This is a genomic window from Spiribacter salinus M19-40 (assembly GCF_000319575.2).
In the GTDB taxonomy this organism is placed as follows: domain Bacteria; phylum Pseudomonadota; class Gammaproteobacteria; order Nitrococcales; family Nitrococcaceae; genus Spiribacter; species Spiribacter salinus.
Window position 1 is genome coordinate 1,409,138 of sequence record NC_021291.1, and the last position, 14,878, is coordinate 1,424,015.

Annotated in this window: 15 protein-coding genes and 1 other RNA gene; 2 read left to right on the forward strand and 14 right to left on the reverse strand. The window is 63.1% G+C overall.

Going from position 1 to position 14,878, the window contains the following annotated elements:
• Nucleotides 1-12 precede the first annotated feature (12 nt).
• From mraY to rsmI, 9 genes are all read right to left on the reverse strand, one after another.
• The gene (gene mraY / locus SPISAL_RS06950) at nucleotides 13-1,095 is read right to left on the reverse strand and encodes a phospho-N-acetylmuramoyl-pentapeptide-transferase (RefSeq protein ID WP_016353770.1); all 1,083 of its coding nucleotides are present in this window, start codon (nucleotides 1,093-1,095) and stop codon (nucleotides 13-15) included.
• The gene (locus tag SPISAL_RS06955; protein ID WP_016353771.1) at nucleotides 1,086-2,450 is read right to left on the reverse strand and encodes a UDP-N-acetylmuramoyl-tripeptide--D-alanyl-D-alanine ligase; all 1,365 of its coding nucleotides are present in this window, start codon (nucleotides 2,448-2,450) and stop codon (nucleotides 1,086-1,088) included. The genes mraY and SPISAL_RS06955 overlap by 10 nt, the downstream gene beginning before the upstream one ends.
• Complete coding sequence (locus SPISAL_RS06960; protein WP_016353772.1) at nucleotides 2,450-3,943, reverse strand: UDP-N-acetylmuramoyl-L-alanyl-D-glutamate--2,6-diaminopimelate ligase; 1,494 nt, start codon at nucleotides 3,941-3,943, stop codon at nucleotides 2,450-2,452. The genes SPISAL_RS06955 and SPISAL_RS06960 overlap by 1 nt, the downstream gene beginning before the upstream one ends.
• Nucleotides 3,940-5,664, reverse strand: a complete 1,725-nt coding sequence (locus SPISAL_RS06965) for a peptidoglycan D,D-transpeptidase FtsI family protein (protein WP_016353773.1) — start codon at nucleotides 5,662-5,664, stop codon at nucleotides 3,940-3,942. The genes SPISAL_RS06960 and SPISAL_RS06965 overlap by 4 nt, the downstream gene beginning before the upstream one ends.
• A complete protein-coding gene (gene ftsL / locus SPISAL_RS06970; RefSeq protein ID WP_016353774.1) occupies nucleotides 5,661-5,951 on the reverse strand; it encodes a cell division protein FtsL in 291 nt (96 codons plus the stop codon). Before ftsL ends, SPISAL_RS06965 begins: the two co-directional genes overlap by 4 nt.
• A complete protein-coding gene (gene rsmH, locus SPISAL_RS06975; protein WP_016353775.1) occupies nucleotides 5,948-6,892 on the reverse strand; it encodes a 16S rRNA (cytosine(1402)-N(4))-methyltransferase RsmH in 945 nt (314 codons plus the stop codon). Before rsmH ends, ftsL begins: the two co-directional genes overlap by 4 nt.
• A 6-nt stretch (nucleotides 6,893-6,898) precedes the next feature.
• The gene (gene mraZ / locus SPISAL_RS06980; protein WP_016353776.1) at nucleotides 6,899-7,351 is read right to left on the reverse strand and encodes a division/cell wall cluster transcriptional repressor MraZ; all 453 of its coding nucleotides are present in this window, start codon (nucleotides 7,349-7,351) and stop codon (nucleotides 6,899-6,901) included.
• A 237-nt stretch (nucleotides 7,352-7,588) separates the two neighbouring features.
• An RNA gene (rnpB, locus tag SPISAL_RS08735) (RNase P RNA component class A) lies at nucleotides 7,589-7,938 on the reverse strand.
• Between the two features lie 31 nt (nucleotides 7,939-7,969).
• Nucleotides 7,970-8,827 (reverse strand): 16S rRNA (cytidine(1402)-2'-O)-methyltransferase, encoded by an 858-nt coding sequence (rsmI, locus tag SPISAL_RS06985; RefSeq protein ID WP_016353777.1) that lies wholly within the window; start codon nucleotides 8,825-8,827, stop codon nucleotides 7,970-7,972.
• Nucleotides 8,828-8,899: 72 nt separating this feature from the next.
• Here rsmI and SPISAL_RS06990 point away from each other — a divergent pair, with 72 nt between their 5' ends.
• Together SPISAL_RS06990 and SPISAL_RS06995 are read left to right on the forward strand one after the other, a co-directional pair.
• The gene (locus tag SPISAL_RS06990) at nucleotides 8,900-10,798 is read left to right on the forward strand and encodes a penicillin-binding protein activator (protein ID WP_016353778.1); all 1,899 of its coding nucleotides are present in this window, start codon (nucleotides 8,900-8,902) and stop codon (nucleotides 10,796-10,798) included.
• Complete coding sequence (locus tag SPISAL_RS06995) at nucleotides 10,795-11,154, forward strand: YraN family protein (protein ID WP_016353779.1); 360 nt, start codon at nucleotides 10,795-10,797, stop codon at nucleotides 11,152-11,154. The genes SPISAL_RS06990 and SPISAL_RS06995 overlap by 4 nt, the downstream gene beginning before the upstream one ends.
• 13 nt (nucleotides 11,155-11,167) lie before the next feature.
• On the opposite strand, the gene SPISAL_RS07000 is transcribed toward SPISAL_RS06995, so the two are convergent.
• From SPISAL_RS07000 to petA, 5 genes are read right to left on the reverse strand one after another with little or no spacing between them, the layout of a single operon-like run.
• Nucleotides 11,168-11,566: a ClpXP protease specificity-enhancing factor gene (locus tag SPISAL_RS07000; RefSeq protein WP_016353780.1), complete on the reverse strand. Its 399-nt coding sequence runs from the start codon at nucleotides 11,564-11,566 to the stop codon at nucleotides 11,168-11,170.
• The gene (locus SPISAL_RS07005) at nucleotides 11,563-12,195 is read right to left on the reverse strand and encodes a glutathione S-transferase N-terminal domain-containing protein (RefSeq protein ID WP_041389296.1); all 633 of its coding nucleotides are present in this window, start codon (nucleotides 12,193-12,195) and stop codon (nucleotides 11,563-11,565) included. Before SPISAL_RS07005 ends, SPISAL_RS07000 begins: the two co-directional genes overlap by 4 nt.
• A gap of 32 nt (nucleotides 12,196-12,227) precedes the next feature.
• Nucleotides 12,228-12,959, reverse strand: a complete 732-nt coding sequence (locus SPISAL_RS07010; protein WP_016353782.1) for a cytochrome c1 — start codon at nucleotides 12,957-12,959, stop codon at nucleotides 12,228-12,230.
• A complete protein-coding gene (locus SPISAL_RS07015) occupies nucleotides 12,959-14,215 on the reverse strand; it encodes a cytochrome b (protein ID WP_016353783.1) in 1,257 nt (418 codons plus the stop codon). Before SPISAL_RS07015 ends, SPISAL_RS07010 begins: the two co-directional genes overlap by 1 nt.
• On the reverse strand, nucleotides 14,215-14,808 hold the full coding sequence (gene petA, locus SPISAL_RS07020; protein ID WP_016353784.1) for a ubiquinol-cytochrome c reductase iron-sulfur subunit: 594 nt from the start codon (nucleotides 14,806-14,808) through the stop codon (nucleotides 14,215-14,217). Before petA ends, SPISAL_RS07015 begins: the two co-directional genes overlap by 1 nt.
• Nucleotides 14,809-14,878: the final 70 nt, after the last annotated feature.

The following is a 14,878-nucleotide window of genomic DNA, read 5'->3' on the forward strand; positions in this document are numbered from 1 at the left end:
CATGCACCTCCATCACCGCAGCTTCAACGTCGCCAATCCGACCAGGACGAGGACCACCGAGATAATCCAGAAGCGGACGATGACCCGGGGCTCCGGCCAGCCCTTGAGCTCGAAATGGTGGTGAAGCGGCGCCATGCGAAAGATTCGCCGTCCCGTTTGCTTGTACCAGATGACCTGCAGCATGACCGAGACGGTCTCGGCAACGAACACGCCACCCATAATGAATAGCACCACCTCCTGGCGGACCACCATGGCGATCATGCCAAGTGCCGCGCCGAGTGCGAGCGCACCCACATCGCCCATGAAAACCTGAGCGGGATAAGTGTTAAACCAGAGGAAGGCCAGACCGGCGCCTACCAGCGCGCCCACAAAGACGATCAACTCGCCAACCCCGGCGACATAGGGGATACCAAGGTATTCCGCGAAATTGACATTGCCGCTCGCGTAGGCAAAGACGCCCAGGGCACCGGCCACCAGAACGGTCGGCATGATGGCCAGGCCGTCCAGGCCATCCGTGAGATTGACCGCGTTCGAGGCACCCACCACAACCAGCCAGGTCAGGGGGATGAACAACAGGCCCAACGGGATCGCGAAGTCCTTGATCAAGGGCAGGATCAGCATGGTCTCGACCGGCGTCACGGCCGTGACGTACAAAGCAGTCCCGGCCATCAGTCCCGCGAGGGTCTGCCACAGGAATTTGGTCCGCGCCCGCAACCCCTCGCTGCTGCCACGCGTTAGTTTCAGCCAGTCATCGGCACCACCAATGGCACCAAACGCGAGTGTGGTGAGCAAAACCACCCAAACGTGTCGGCTCGCCAGATCGCCCCACAACAGCGTAGCGACCGCAATCCCGACGAGCATGAGCGAGCCACCCATTGTGGGCGTTCCCGCCTTGGAGTAATGGCTAACCGGGCCATCCTCACGGATTTGCTGGCCCACCTGAGAGCGTTCCAGACGCCGGATGAGCCATGGCCCCACCATCAACCCGATACCAAGCGCTGTCAGCGTGCCGAGAATGGCCCGGAACGTCAGGTACTGGAAGACGTTGAACGCGGTGTAAAAACCAGCGAGATACTCGGCAAGCATCAGCAGCATGGCGCACCTCCCGGCTCCGGGTCAGCGGCCAGGCCCTGAACCACCTCATCCATTTGGGCGGATCGTGAGCCCTTGATCAGCACGCGTAAGCCCGCGGTCAGATCCGGGCGAATCGTCTCAATCAGCTCAGTGCGACTGGCGAAGGTCTGACCGCCTTCACCAAACGCTTCGGCCGCCAGTGCACTGAGTGCGCCGGTGGCATACAAGCGGGCCACGCCAAGATCACGCGCCAGCGCCCCGGCCTCAGCATGGTAGTCAGGTGCCGCCTCACCCAGCTCTCCCATGTCGCCCAGCACCAGCCAGAGTGGCCCCGACTCAGCGGCGGCTGTCTCCAGCGCTGCCCTCAACGAGGCTGGATTCGCGTTATAACTGTCGTCGATCAAAACACTGCCCGCTCGACCCGCGCGGGTGTGCAGTCGACCTGCGGTGGGGGTTAACCCTTCCAACCCAGCAACGATAGCGTCCGGTGTCGCGCCGGCCGCATAGGCCGCGGCCGCTGCCGCAAGGGCGTTGGCCAGGTTATGTCGGCCCGGCAGCGGGACATGAACCTCGAGAGAGGCCATGTCTGGCAGTTCAATCGCCAGAACGCCCGGGGCCCGAACCGTTCCGGTAATGTCCGCTGACTGACCGGTCAGACTGAATCGCAGGATGTGGCAATGGGCGGCCTGCTGCTCCCAGGTATCCGCAAAGGGATCATCGGCATTAATGACGGCCCAGCCATCGGCCGGCAGCGCCGCAAACAGCTCACCCTTGCAGCGCGCAATGGCCTCCAGACTGCCGAACTCGCCCAAGTGCGCAGGGCCAACATTGGTCACCAGCCCAATAACGGGCCGTGCCCAGCTCGACAGCAGATTGATGTCCCCTGGCCGGCCGCACCCCATTTCAACCACAGCAAAGCGATCTTCCGGGGCCAGACTGCAAAGGGTGAGCGGCACCCCCAGTTCGTTATTCAAATTACCGACGGTCGCCTGGCATGCACCCCTATGCGCCAGGATGCCGGCGAGCATTTCCTTGACCGTTGTCTTGCCGTTACTGCCGGTGACACCCACCACAGCGGCGTGGGTCGTCGACCGGACCTGACACGCCAGTTCAACCAGGACGCGGCGGGGATCGCTCACACACCATTGCGGCAGATCAACCTCGGTAAAACGCGTGACCAGTGCCGCGCTTGCGCCGGCCGCTGCGGCGGCCTCCAGAAAATCGTGGCCATCAGCGTGATGGCCAGGCAGCGCCACAAACAGATCACCAGGCCGGACGCGACGCGAGTCCAGAACAACGCCGCTCACCGAGACATCTCCCCGGGTCACGCGCCCGCCCATCTCACTGGCCAGAGCCTGGAGCTTGACCGGCCGCATCAGCCCGCCTCCCCCGTCAGCAGCGCACCCACCGATTCACGGTCACTGAAACGCGACACCCGTTGCCCGATCACTTGAGTCTCTTCATGGCCCTTACCCGCCACCAGGACCGTGTCCCCGGGCTTGGCGGCCTCAATGGCCTGCTGGATCGCTGTATGGCGGTCTTTCTCCACCTGGCAAGGGGTACCTGATCGGCATCCCGCCTGAATTTCCGCGATAATCGCGTCTGGCGACTCGCCGCGCGGATTGTCATTGGTCAATCTGACCTCGTCCGCGAGTCGACTGGCGATGTCTCCCATCAGTGCGCGCTTGCCGCGGTCCCGGTCACCGCCGCAACCAAAAACACAAATCAGTCGACCGCGCGTGTGCGGCCGCACGCCTTGCAGAGCGGCTTCGAGCGCGCCTGGCGTGTGGGCATAGTCCACGACGACCAAGGGGCGTCCGGGCGCAATGAATCGCTCCATTCGTCCGGGCACCGGCTGCAAGCGGGCCAGCGCCTCAAGTGCGGTCTCCGCAGGCTGTCCATCGAGTACGGCACCGAGCGTCGCCAGGGCGTTCATGGCATTAAACGGGCCGATCAAGCCGAGCTCGCTGGTCCGGCAAAGCCCGTGAATCCGCAACGTCAGCATCAGGCCACTGGGGCGCGGCTCGGCCGACAGCAGCTGGAGATCCGCTGCCTCCGTGCGGCCATAGGTCAGGCGATCGCCCGGGGCGTCCGCCGCGGTCGCCAACTCTGCGCCCAGATCATCATCGATATTCAAAATCTGACGTCGCAGGCCGGGCCGGGTGAACAGGCGCCGCTTGGCCGCCCGATACGCCGCGACGCTGCCGTGATAATCCAGATGATCTCGGCCGACATGCGTTAACACCGCGGTATCGAAGGGCACCGCATCCACTCGGTGCTGGGCGAGTGCGTGCGAGGACACCTCCATCGCCACCGCGCGCACGCCAGCCTCTCGTAACATGGCAAATCGCCGCTGCAGCGTTACCGCATCAGCGGTGGTCAGGCTATCGGTCGTAAGCTGCCCCACGCGGCCCCAGCCCAGGGTGCCCATCAACGCCGCGGGCACACCCAAGGTCTCCAGCACGGTGGCGATGCCATGGGCCACCGAGGTCTTTCCGTCCGTCCCCGTGACACCGATGATGTGCAGTGACGCTGCCGGCTCGTCGTAGTAGCGGGCCGCAATCGCGCCAGCGTGGCGGGCGAGCTCTGGCACGGCCACCATCGATACACCAGCGGCCTCGCACTGCCGAATCGCCTGGGTCGTTTCCAGATCATCCGTGGGCTCCCAGGCAATCAGGGCTGCGCCTTTGGCAATGGCTTCATCCACGTAGTCGAGGCCGTGACCCACCGACCCCGCAACCGCCATGAAAAGGCCACCGTTAACCACCTCACCCGAGGTCATCGTGAGGCCTGCGAGCGCAGTCTCGTCCAGCCCGGCGGAATCCACCCAGGGCGCTAGAAGCGCCTTTGCTGACCTGGCGCCGCTCACTGGCGCACCTCCCGCGCAGCGGTCAGGGTCTCGCCATCTATCATGTCATCCGGCGGTACGTTGTACAGGCGCAGGGCACTTTCCATCACCGACCGGAAGACCGGACCCGCAACCGGCCCGGCGTAATACTGGTCACCGCTTGGCTCATCCAGGCTGACCACGGCAACAAACCGCGGGTCATCTGCCGGTGCCATGCCCGCAAAGATCGAGAGGTAGCGATCTTCGGCGTAACCGCCGGCGATCGCCTTGCGGCTGGTCCCGGTTTTGCCGGCCACCTGATAACCCGGGATGGCCGCCTGCGTCGCCGTCCCGCCTTCGCGAGTCACCTCGGTCAACATCCGCCGCAGCACACCCGCGATCTCGGGATCCATCACGGACACGGGATCGCCTGCTTCGGCACCGCTGACCAATGTGGGGGTTGGCAGATCGCCATCCGCGGCGATTGCCGAATAGGCGCGAGCCAGCTGGAGGGCACTGACCGACACCCCGTAACCGAAAGCGAGCGTCGCCCGCTCGATCGGCCGCTCAGACGCTGACGCCGACAAATACCCACTGGCCTCGCCCGGGAAAACCAGGCCTGTTGGCTGGCCAAACTGCATGCGATCCAGCAGTGACCAGATGCGGCCTTGCTCCAGATCCAGTGCCAGCGTGGCGGCGCCCACGTTGCTCGATTTCTTAAGCACGGTTGCCACCGTCAGCTCGCCAAAGTTGCGCACGTCCTGCACCTGGCTCTGCCCGACTCGGAGGGTGCCCGGGCTGGTATCGATGGAGGTATCGGGCTGATAGCGGCCACTCGCAAGCGCTGCGGCTACTGTAAACGGCTTCATTACCGAGCCCGGTTCATGGGTGTCCGTGACCGCACGGTTGCGGTAGCGGCCGGCGGAAATTTCTGAGCGCCGATTCGGGTTGAACGCCGGTTGATTCACCATGGCGAGGATCTCGCCGGACGCCGGATCCATCAGCACAACCGACCCACCAACGGCCTGCTCACGCTCCACGGCGGCTTTTAATTCACGATAGGCCACATATTGCAGACGCCGGTCGATAGTCAGCGTCAGATCACGGCCGGCATCGGGCTCGCGCAGCCGTTCCACATCCTCAATGTTGCGCCTACGCCGATCACGCAGCACGCGTTTGGCACCCGGCTCACCAGAAAGCCAGTCGTCGTAAACTCGCTCGAGGCCTTCCTGCCCCTGATCATCGATGTTGGTAAAGCCCAGCACGTGCCCGGTCACTTCACCGGCGGGATAAAAGCGTCGATACTCTCGTTGCAGGGCGACACCCGGCAGCTCGAGCGCCATCACGGTCTCTGCCAGGCTCGGGTTAACATGGCGGCGGATGTAAACGAACTCGCGGTTCTCGCGCGCCTCGAGGTCATCCCGCAAAGCGGCGGCATCTAGTGAGAGGGCCTCCGCAAGTTGCCCGACCCCCTCGGCGCCGCTTTCATCCAGCAACACACCGGGATCGGCCCACACCGAATCCACGGGCGCGCTGATCGCCAGCGCCTCCCCCTGGCGGTCATGAATAGCGCCGCGGTGAGCCGGCAACACCTCGGTACGCAGATGCCGCTGATCGCCCTGGCCCTGAAGGAAATCACTATCGACCAGCTGGATCGTCACCGCCTGCCCCAGGAGTGTCATCGGCAGGGCAAGCAGAGCAACGGTCACCAACCAGCGCCGCCAGGCCGGCACGGTCACCCGAGCCTCGGACCCGCGATTCATGGCGAGGACTCCTGGGCGTCAGCGCCCAGTACCGTGGTGTCATCGGGATCCGGCACACGCAGCGACAGATCATCGCGGGCAATCCGATCCACCCGCGAATGCGTGGCGAGCGCCCCCTGTTCCAGGCGCAGGCGGCTCCAGTCTGTATTGAGCTCATCACGCTCGCTGCGCAATGCCTCAAGCTTCACGAACAGGCTGCGGCTCTGATGCTTGGTCTCCACCACCGCAATGGCTGAGGCCACCACCAGCCCGGCGAGCACTAGAACCACGAGACCCAGGCGATTCATGGCAAACGCTCCGCAACGCGCAATGTGGCGCTGCGGGCTCTCGGGTTGCTGTGGATCTCGAGGTCGTCAGCCTGCAACGCCTTACCGATGCGCCGCAGCCGAGGCTGCTTTTCGGGCGGCACTCGGCCCGCGCCCGGCGGCAGATCGCCTACCTGGCTGTGTCGGTTGATGAAGCGCTTAACCCGGCGATCCTCCAACGAATGAAAGCTGATCACCACCAGGCGACCGCCTGGCCCCAGCAAGTCGCAAATATCACCGAGTACGCGATCAAGCGCACCGAGCTCGTCATTCAGATGGATGCGAATGGCCTGAAAGCTGCGTGTCGCCGGATGTCGGCCCGGCTCGCTGCGAGGGACCGCGGTCGCGATCAGCTCGGCCAAGCCCGTTGTGGTCTCGGGTAACTGCCCCTGATCTCGAGCGCGACAAATAGCCCTCGCGATCCGGCGAGCGAACCGCTCCTCACCATAGTCGCGCAGCACACTGACCAACGTGCGCTCGTCAACGCCGGCGAGCCACTCGGCCGCGGTCTCGCCGGTCAGGTTGTTCATGCGCATGTCGAGCGGGCCCTCGCGCAGAAAGCTAAAGCCCCGCGCCGGCGTATCCAGCTGCGGCGATGACACGCCCAGATCAAGCAGGATGCCCATGACTTGGCCCGCCAATCCGGCAGCGCGCAAATGCGGACCCAGATCAGCGAAGTCCGCCTGCAGAATCTGGCAACGGGGATCATCGCCGTGGCGAGCCTGCGCCAGTGCGATCGCCTCGGGGTCCTTATCGACAAGCCAGAGACAGGCGCTGTTGTCGAGACGGGAGAGCAAGGCCATCGCATGCCCCCCACGGCCGAAAGTGCCGTCCACATAAATCCCGTGGGGTCGCGGGTGCATGGCCTCAATGGCCTGCTCCAGCATGACAGGGCGATGTTCCGGGGCTTCGCTCACGGCCATCGTCTCCTAAAGGGAAAGGGACTCGAGATCGCCCGGCAGGTCTTCGGATTCGGCGGCTTCAGCCAGCCATTCATCGCGGCGCTGGGTCCAGGCGAGTTCATCCCAGAGCTCGAACTTGTTGCCCTGACCAATCAGGACGGTTTTTTTGTCGAGGCCTGCAAAATCCCGCAGCGGCTGGGAGAGCAGAATCCGCCCACTACCGTCGAGCTGGCACTCCGTCGCATGGCCGATCAGCAAACGCTGAAGCCGACGGGCGCTGCGGTTGAGACTGGGCAGGCGCACCAGTTTCTGCTCGATGTGCTCCCATTCCGGCAAGGGATACACGAGCAGGCAGTGATCGCGGTCCACCGTGACCACCAGATTCCCGTCACAAAGGGCACCCAACCGCTCGCGATAGCGGCTTGGGAACGCGATGCGCCCCTTTGCGTCGAGATTGATGTGCGTCACACCACGAAACACGAAATTCCCCTTTCGCTACCCGGAAAAGCCATTCCCTGCCACTTTTCCCCACTTGAGGACACACTCTAGACAGCAATTAAGGGCGCGTCAAGCAACCTGACTAGCAATTTTTTCCACCATGACAGGGACTTACGTCTCACCCTCCGACCGGAAACTCAGCTCCTGATCGCGGGATAAAAATAAGTTTTTAAAACATCGATTTAAGGAAAAATGCGAGAATTCGCATAAGGAAAGAAAGTGGGAAGCCGGCCTGTAAGCCGGGTTCTGTCGAGGACAATCATTCATCTGGGATACACGTCACCGTGTATCTCGAGCGACCTACCCGGGAGCCGCGCGGGCCACGCGTCTGCCCCCCTATTTGGTCTTGCTCCGGGTGGGGTTTACCCTGCCACGCCTGTTGCCAGTCGCGCGGTGCGCTCTTACCGCACCATTTCACCCTTACCTGGGCCATCCGAAGGTGGCCATCGGCGGTTTATTTTCTGCGGCACTTTCCGTCGGCTTACGCCGCCCAGGCATTACCTGGCACCCTGCCCATTGGAGCCCGGACTTTCCTCCACACCGAGTGCAGCGATTGTCCGGCCGACTTCCCACCACGCAGGATATCACCGAAGCACGCCATCAGGGCTTATCTGCCTGCACGGCCAGCGTGTAAATCTGATTGGTCGATCCACCCGTCAGCTGAGCCGCAATGCGGGCAGCCGCTTTGGCACCCAATCCCTCTTGACGCAAAAGCTGAAGCATCACCTCGACGGGCGGTAGGCCTGCCTGCTCCGCAGACGACGCCGGCGCACCCCCGATCAGGATGACAAATTCGCCCTTCAAGCGGTGAGGATCAGCGGCTACCCAATCCACCAACGCCGCCAATGTATCGAGCCGCGTCGTCTCGAAGCGCTTGGTCAACTCCCGGCAAATCGCCGCTTCGCGTTCTGGCCCGAACGCCTCAACCATATCGGCTAACGCGGCCTCGAGGCGCCGCCCGGACTCCAGCACGACCAGGGTATGCTCCAGGCCAGCCAGTGCCGTCAGCCGTTTGCGGCGACTAGCCGGGCGCGCCGGCAGAAACCCCTCATAGCTGAACCGATCCGTTGGCAACCCAGCCACTGACAGGGCCGCAACGATGCTGCTTGGCCCGGGCACGGCCAGCACTTCACGCCCCGCTTCCCGCAACGCTCGCACCAGGCGATAGCCCGGGTCGCTGATCAGCGGCGTCCCTGCATCGCTAACCAGTGCAATGGCGCTGCCCGAGTCGAGACGCTGGCGCAGCATGGCAACGCGCTCGTTTTCGTTGTGCTCATGGAGGCTGATCAGCGGTTGCTTCAGGCCCAGATGCCCCAATAACCGCGCCGTATGCCGCGTGTCTTCGGCGGCAATCGCATCCACCCCCGCCAGGGTCTCCCGGGCACGCGCACTCAGGTCGCCCAGGTTCCCGATGGGGGTCGCCACGACGTAAAGCCGGCCTGGCTCGATTGACACCATTTGCTCCCGGAATCAATACTGCTGCGGTCGTCGGCAGTCTACCCGGCGCGTCCAAGTACCGCGAGATCTACCTTGTCGTTATCCCGTCCCGCCATTGCTCTGTTTGCCGCTCTGCTTTTTATCGCAGGGTGTACCGCCGTCAGGCCGCTCGATGAAGATGCGGTGACTCGGATCGAGTCACCGCGCCTGGATAAAGCCGATGCCGCCCTGGCCATGGGCGATGTCACCAGTTCGCTCACGCTCCTGCGCATGGCAGCCCGGGACGCACCGGAACCCGCCGCAACAGGACTCAAACTTGAGGCCGCCCTGCTCGCGCTGACCATGGATGACCCCCAACCGGCGCGGCAGTTAACAGATAGCCGTTGGGCCAGAGCGGGTGCACGTAACGCCGCCATCAGCACCCTGATCGAGGCGCGCCTGGCCATACGGCAGGATCGCGCCAATCGCGTCCGCGCCGAGACGCTGACGGAAGTCACCCAAGCCATGCCCCGACGCCTGCGCCCGTACCAGACGCAAACGCTGGCACAGCTAGCCGCTCAAATGGGCGACTGGCAACGCGCATTGACGTACCGGCTCGAGCTGGCTGATTTTGATCCACCGACCGATCTGGCTCGACACAACGAGGCGGAACTGTGGGAAGGTCTGATGCGGGCGCCACTCCTGGCCGTGCAGTCCGCCGCCAAGGCAGCGCCGGAGGGGATACGCAAGGCATGGCTCCAGCTGGCTACCCAAGTGCGCCAGGCGGCACTGAGCGCATCCAAAACCGAGGACGCGCTTCAGGCATGGCGCTTGAGCCACCCGCAACACCCGGCCAGCCAGCTGCTCGAAACACGCATCAGCGCCATTCAGCGCGCCGAAACCGCGCCGCCCCGATCAGTGGCAGCCCTACTGCCCCTCAGCGGGGAGCTCGCGCCGGCTGGTCAAGCGATCCGACGGGGCCTCCTGGCGGCCCATTACGCCGCGACAAACCAGAGAAGCCGACCAACCCTGAACATCATTGATGTGGGACCCGACGGACTGCCCGCGCCCGCTGCCTACCAGCAGGCTGTCGCCGAAGGTGCCCAGCAGGTCATCGGCCCGCTCAGCAAAAGCGCGATCCGGGATCTGGCCTCAAGCACACCGCTGTCCGTACCCGTCCTTGCCCTTAACCGGGCGAGCGACATCCAGAACACCCCAAAACTCAGACAATTCGGCCTGGCCCCGGAAGACGATGCGCGCGCCGCGGCGGCGCTCGCCCGACAGCTTGGCTATGAACGCATGGCAGTGATTGCCAGTGCAGACGACTGGGGCCAGCGAGTGACTGACGCGTTCTCGGAGGCGTTCACTGAGCAGACGGGTGAGATCATTGAGCTGAGCACCTATGCCGACCAGCAGGAAGACATGAGCCTACCGATTCGCACGCTCTTCCAGCTCGACGCCAGTGAAGAGCGGCATGTGCGAATGCAGTCGGTTACCGGGGCGCGCCTCCAGTTCGAGGACCGCCGCCGGCAAGACATGGATGGCGTGTTCATGGCGGCCTTCGAGCCCGCCGCCCGTCTGATTGCGCCGCAAATCCGGTTTCAGCGTGGCATCGGACTACCGGTAGTCGCCACCAGCCAGGCCTACCCGCAAACTGCATCGGATCAGGCCAACAAGGATATGGAAGCTGTGATGATCACCCGCATGCCCTGGCTGCTTGATCAGGACACCAACCGCTTTGCCGAGCGGGTCCGGGCCGAGCTCAGCGCCGCCGATACCGATCAGCGAGCCGGCCAACTGGTCGCCCTGGGCCTGGATAGCTACCAGCTGCTGGGCCGACTCAGCATTCTGAATCAGGAGCCCACGGTGCAATTTGAGGGCGCAACAGGCGCCCTGCGCGTTGACGATGAAGGCCGTGTCCGCCGACATTTGCTCCCCACCCGAGTGGATAGCAGTGGCCTACGACTCATTCGCATGCCAGCTTTGAACGGCCAGCCGCCGTATCTGCCTTGAGCGCTCGCCCACAGCGCATTGGCGCCGCGGCTGAACAGACGGCGCTTGATTATCTACAAGCCGCGGGCCTTTTGCTCATTGAGCGCAACTTCCGCATCCGCCGGGGTGAGATTGACCTGGTGATGCGAGACAATGCCGAGATTGTCTTCGTGGAGGTAAGAGCGCGCGACACCGGGCATTTCGGTGATGGCATCGACAGCATCACGCGGGCCAAGCGCCACCGGCTGATCGCGGCGGCCAGCGCGTGGCTGCAGCGTCAGCGCAGCGAGCCACCCACGCGATTCGATGTGATTGGCCTGGACCAGACCGGACAGATTACCTGGATCCGTGACGCCTTTCGCGCCGACGACGGATAAGCTTTGGTGTGAGCTACTTGACCACGCGCAGGCCCGGACGCCCACCACCGCCATCGTTTCCCGATCCGGAACCCGGCCCGTCATCCGGCGGTGTGCCATCGCCATCTTCAGCGGTAAAGATCATGCCCCGGCCATTCTCCCGAGCATAAATCGCGAGGACCTGGGCCACGGGGACATAGACGTTCTGAGGGACGCCACCAAAGCGGGCTTCGAACGCGATGGCATCGTTAGCGAGTGACAGCCCGCGGACGGCGCTTGGTGAGACATTCAATACGAGCTGGCCACCCTCAGCAAATTCACGCGGCGCCATTACCTCGTCGGCCTCCGCATTCACCAACAGATGTGGGGTCAGGTCGTTATCAACAATCCATTCATAGAGACCACGGAGCAGGTAAGGCCGGCTGGGGGTCATCCGCCCTGTCGCATTGCCTGCTCGGTGGCGGTCAGGCTCGCCTGGAACGGTTCACGCTCAAATAGCCGCGCCGCATATTCCTGAATTGTCTCGGCCTCTGGCGGCAGTTCGACCCCATAGTGCGTCAGGCGCCAAAGCAGGGGCGCAAGCGTGCAATCCATCATCGTGATCTCATCACTCAGGAAAAACGGTGTCCCCGCCGCAAAGACATCGGCGCTAGCGGCCAGGCCCTCAGCAAGCTCTCGGCGGACAGCCGGTTTGCCCCGGTTTTCGGTTTTCTCGAGATGCGACAGCAACCGGTACCAGTCACGTTCAACTCGAGATATCACGAGCTTCGCCTTCGCCCGGGAGACCGGGTCAATGGGCATCAGCGGCGGATGGGGAAAGCGCTCGTCCAGGTACTCGCAGATAACCCGCGGGTCATACAGTGCAAGATCACGATCCACCAACGTCGGGGTTTCGGCATAGGGATTCAGATCAGCCAGGTCTTCCGGCTGCGGGCCGTCCGGCGCAATCTCAACCACTTCGACCGCGATGCCCTTTTCCGCAAGGACAAGACGCACCCGGTGGCTATCAGCACTCGCCGGATCGCTGTACAACCCGATTGTTGAGCGCTGACTCAGCACCACCGGCTCTGCTACGGATTCGACCGGCTGACGGCTCAGTGGATATCCCTCCAGTATTCCCGCTTCATGAGGTACGCCAGGCCGGTGAAAATCACCAGAAAGCCGATCACCCACATCCCGATCTCCTGGCGCTTGGCCCGGACCGGCTCGGCCAGGAAGGCCATGTAATTCGTGATGTCCCGCGTAGCCTGATGATATTCCGACTCGCTCAGGGGGCCACGCTGGCCATCAGGAATCGCAATACCCGCTGTCTGGAGCTCGCCGCCGACCTCCTCGTATTGCGCCTCGGGCACACCCTGCAACCGCCATAGCACATGCGGCATCGAGGAATTCTCGAGCAGCGTGTTATTCCAGCCGATGCTGGCGTCCGGGTCGCGATAGAAACTGTTCAGGTAGGTATAGACCCAGTCCGCACCCCGGGAGCGCGCGGTAAGCGACAGATCCGGCGGCTCAGCACCAAACCAATCCGAAGCCTCTGAGCCCCGCATGGCAATGTTCATCTTGTCACCGGGCGTGTAGCTGCCATACACCAGTGTTTCCTCGACGGTCTCCATCGGCACGCCGAGCCCTTCCGGCAAGGCGTTCCAGCGGACATATTCAGCCGAGTGACACCCCATGCAGTTATTGGCAAACAGCTTTGCACCGCGCTGCAACGAACTCTGATCGGACACATCCACCTTGGCGTCCATGAGATCGCCACCGCCCCCGGCGGCAAAAGACACCCCGGAGATCAACCCCAGCATGAGAGCAAGCGCAATCTTTCTCATCAGTCGGTGACCCTCTCAGGAACCGGCTTGGTTCGCTCAAACCCGAACGCGGTGTAGGCGAACAGGAAGGCAAAGAAGCCGAAGTAGACCACGGTCCAGATCTGCGCCCAGGCGGTGACCGTTAGCCCGAGAATCAGATCTGATGGTGCCTGCAGGCCAAGATAGCTCAATGCGACAAAGGCCACGGCAAACAGGCCCAGTGCGATCTTGTGACCCAGGCCCCGGTAGCGCACCGAGCGAACCCGGCCGCGATCAATCCACGGCAGCAGGAACAGCAGGAATATCGCTGAGCCCATCGCGAGCACGCCGCCGAACTTGTCGGGAATGGCGCGCAGGATTGAATAGAACGCCGTGAAGTACCAGACCGGCGCAATGTGCTCAGGCGTCTGCAGCGGGTTGGCCGGCTCGAAATTGGGCGGTTCAAGGAACATGCCGCCCATCTCTGGTGCGAAGAAGACGACCGCGGAGAAGAAGATCAGGAAGACGCCGAGCCCAAAGGTGTCCTTCACCGTGTAATACGGATGGAAGGGGATGCCGTCCTTGGGCTTGCCGGCCTTGTCTTTGTGCTCCTTGATGTTGACGCCATCCGGGTTGTTGGAACCCACTTCATGCAGCGCCAGGATGTGAAAGACCACCAGCCCCACGAGCGCCAGCGGCAATGCCACCACGTGCAGGGCGAAGAAACGATTCAACGTTACCCCGGAGATGTTGAAGTCGCCCCGAATCCAGAGCGCGAGCTGCTCACCAATGCCGGGAATCGCCCCGAACAGCGAAATAATGACCTGCGCACCCCAGTAGGACATCTGGCCCCACGGCAGCAGATAACCCATGAAAGCCTCGGCCATCAGCATGAGGTAGATAATCATGCCGAAAACCCAAATCAGCTCACGCGGCTTCTGGTACGACCCATACAGGAGCGCTCGGAACATGTGCAGATACACCACCACAAAGAACGCCGAGGCCCCCGTGGAATGCATGTAGCGAATTAACCACCCCCATTCGACATCGCGCATGATGTACTCGACCGACGCGAATGCACCGTCCGCCGAGGGGTTGTAGTTCATGGTGAGCCAGATACCCGTCAGCAGCTGGTTCACCAGCACGAACAGTGCCAGCGAACCGAAGTAGTACCAGATATTGAAATTCTTGGGCGCGTAGTACTCGGCGATGTGCTCGTTCCACATCTTGGTCAGCGGGAACCGGGCATCCACCCAGCCCAGCAGACCGCCTTCGGCTTTCTGCGTCGCGTCGCTCATCAGGCCGCCTCCTCGTCGTCTTCACCCACCACCAGGAGACCGTTTTCAGCCACACGATGCGGAGGGACTACTAGATTAGTGGGTGCTGGAACGCCGGCATAGACACGGCCAGCGAGATCAAACTTTGAGCCATGGCAAGGGCAGAAAAAACCGCCTTGCCAGTCGGCATCCAGAGAACCTGCCTTTGGCATGTAGGACGGGATACAGCCCAGATGCGTGCAGATCGGGACGACCACCAGGAACTCCGGGTCGATCGATCGATGCGTGTTCTGTGCGTAGCTCGGCTGCTGGGAGGCCACATCGGACGCCGGATCGGCGAGCGTATCTTCCAGCGTAGGCAGCGCCTCCAGCGCAGCCTCTGACCGGCGGATCACCCAGACCGGCTGACCGCGCCAACTAATGTTCATGCGCTGACCCGGCTCCAGCGTGCTGGTGTCCACTTCCACCGGCGCACCCGCGGCCCGGGTTGTGGCGCTGGGGTTCCAGTAGGCAAGAAATGGAACAGCGGTATAGGCCGCGCCCACGCCGCCCACAACGGCTACGGCTCCGGTCAGAAAGCGGCGGCGGCTGTTACTGGCGCCTTCCTGAGACATCTTTATTGTTCCTGTGCATGGGTAGTGAATCCGGCCCTGTCTGACCGACGCAATTCGGCCATATTCGGGA

Excerpts from the sequence above, each read along its gene's own strand:
- petA (WP_016353784.1), bottom strand. The coding sequence starts at position 14,808 with ATGTCTCAGGAAGGCGCCAGTAACAGCCGCCGCCGCTTTCTGACCGGA.
- SPISAL_RS07000 (WP_016353780.1), bottom strand. The coding sequence starts at position 11,566 with ATGACCCCCAGCCGGCCTTACCTGCTCCGTGGTCTCTATGAATGGATT.
- rsmI (WP_016353777.1), bottom strand. The coding sequence starts at position 8,827 with ATGGTGTCAATCGAGCCAGGCCGGCTTTACGTCGTGGCGACCCCCATC.
- mraY (WP_016353770.1), bottom strand. The coding sequence starts at position 1,095 with ATGCTGCTGATGCTTGCCGAGTATCTCGCTGGTTTTTACACCGCGTTC.
- SPISAL_RS06965 (WP_016353773.1), bottom strand. The coding sequence starts at position 5,664 with ATGAATCGCGGGTCCGAGGCTCGGGTGACCGTGCCGGCCTGGCGGCGC.
- ftsL (WP_016353774.1), bottom strand. The coding sequence starts at position 5,951 with ATGAATCGCCTGGGTCTCGTGGTTCTAGTGCTCGCCGGGCTGGTGGTG.
- SPISAL_RS06955 (WP_016353771.1), bottom strand. The coding sequence starts at position 2,450 with ATGCGGCCGGTCAAGCTCCAGGCTCTGGCCAGTGAGATGGGCGGGCGC.
- SPISAL_RS07015 (WP_016353783.1), bottom strand. The coding sequence starts at position 14,215 with ATGAGCGACGCGACGCAGAAAGCCGAAGGCGGTCTGCTGGGCTGGGTG.
- SPISAL_RS07010 (WP_016353782.1), bottom strand. The coding sequence starts at position 12,959 with ATGAGAAAGATTGCGCTTGCTCTCATGCTGGGGTTGATCTCCGGGGTG.
- rsmH (WP_016353775.1), bottom strand. The coding sequence starts at position 6,892 with ATGGCCGTGAGCGAAGCCCCGGAACATCGCCCTGTCATGCTGGAGCAG.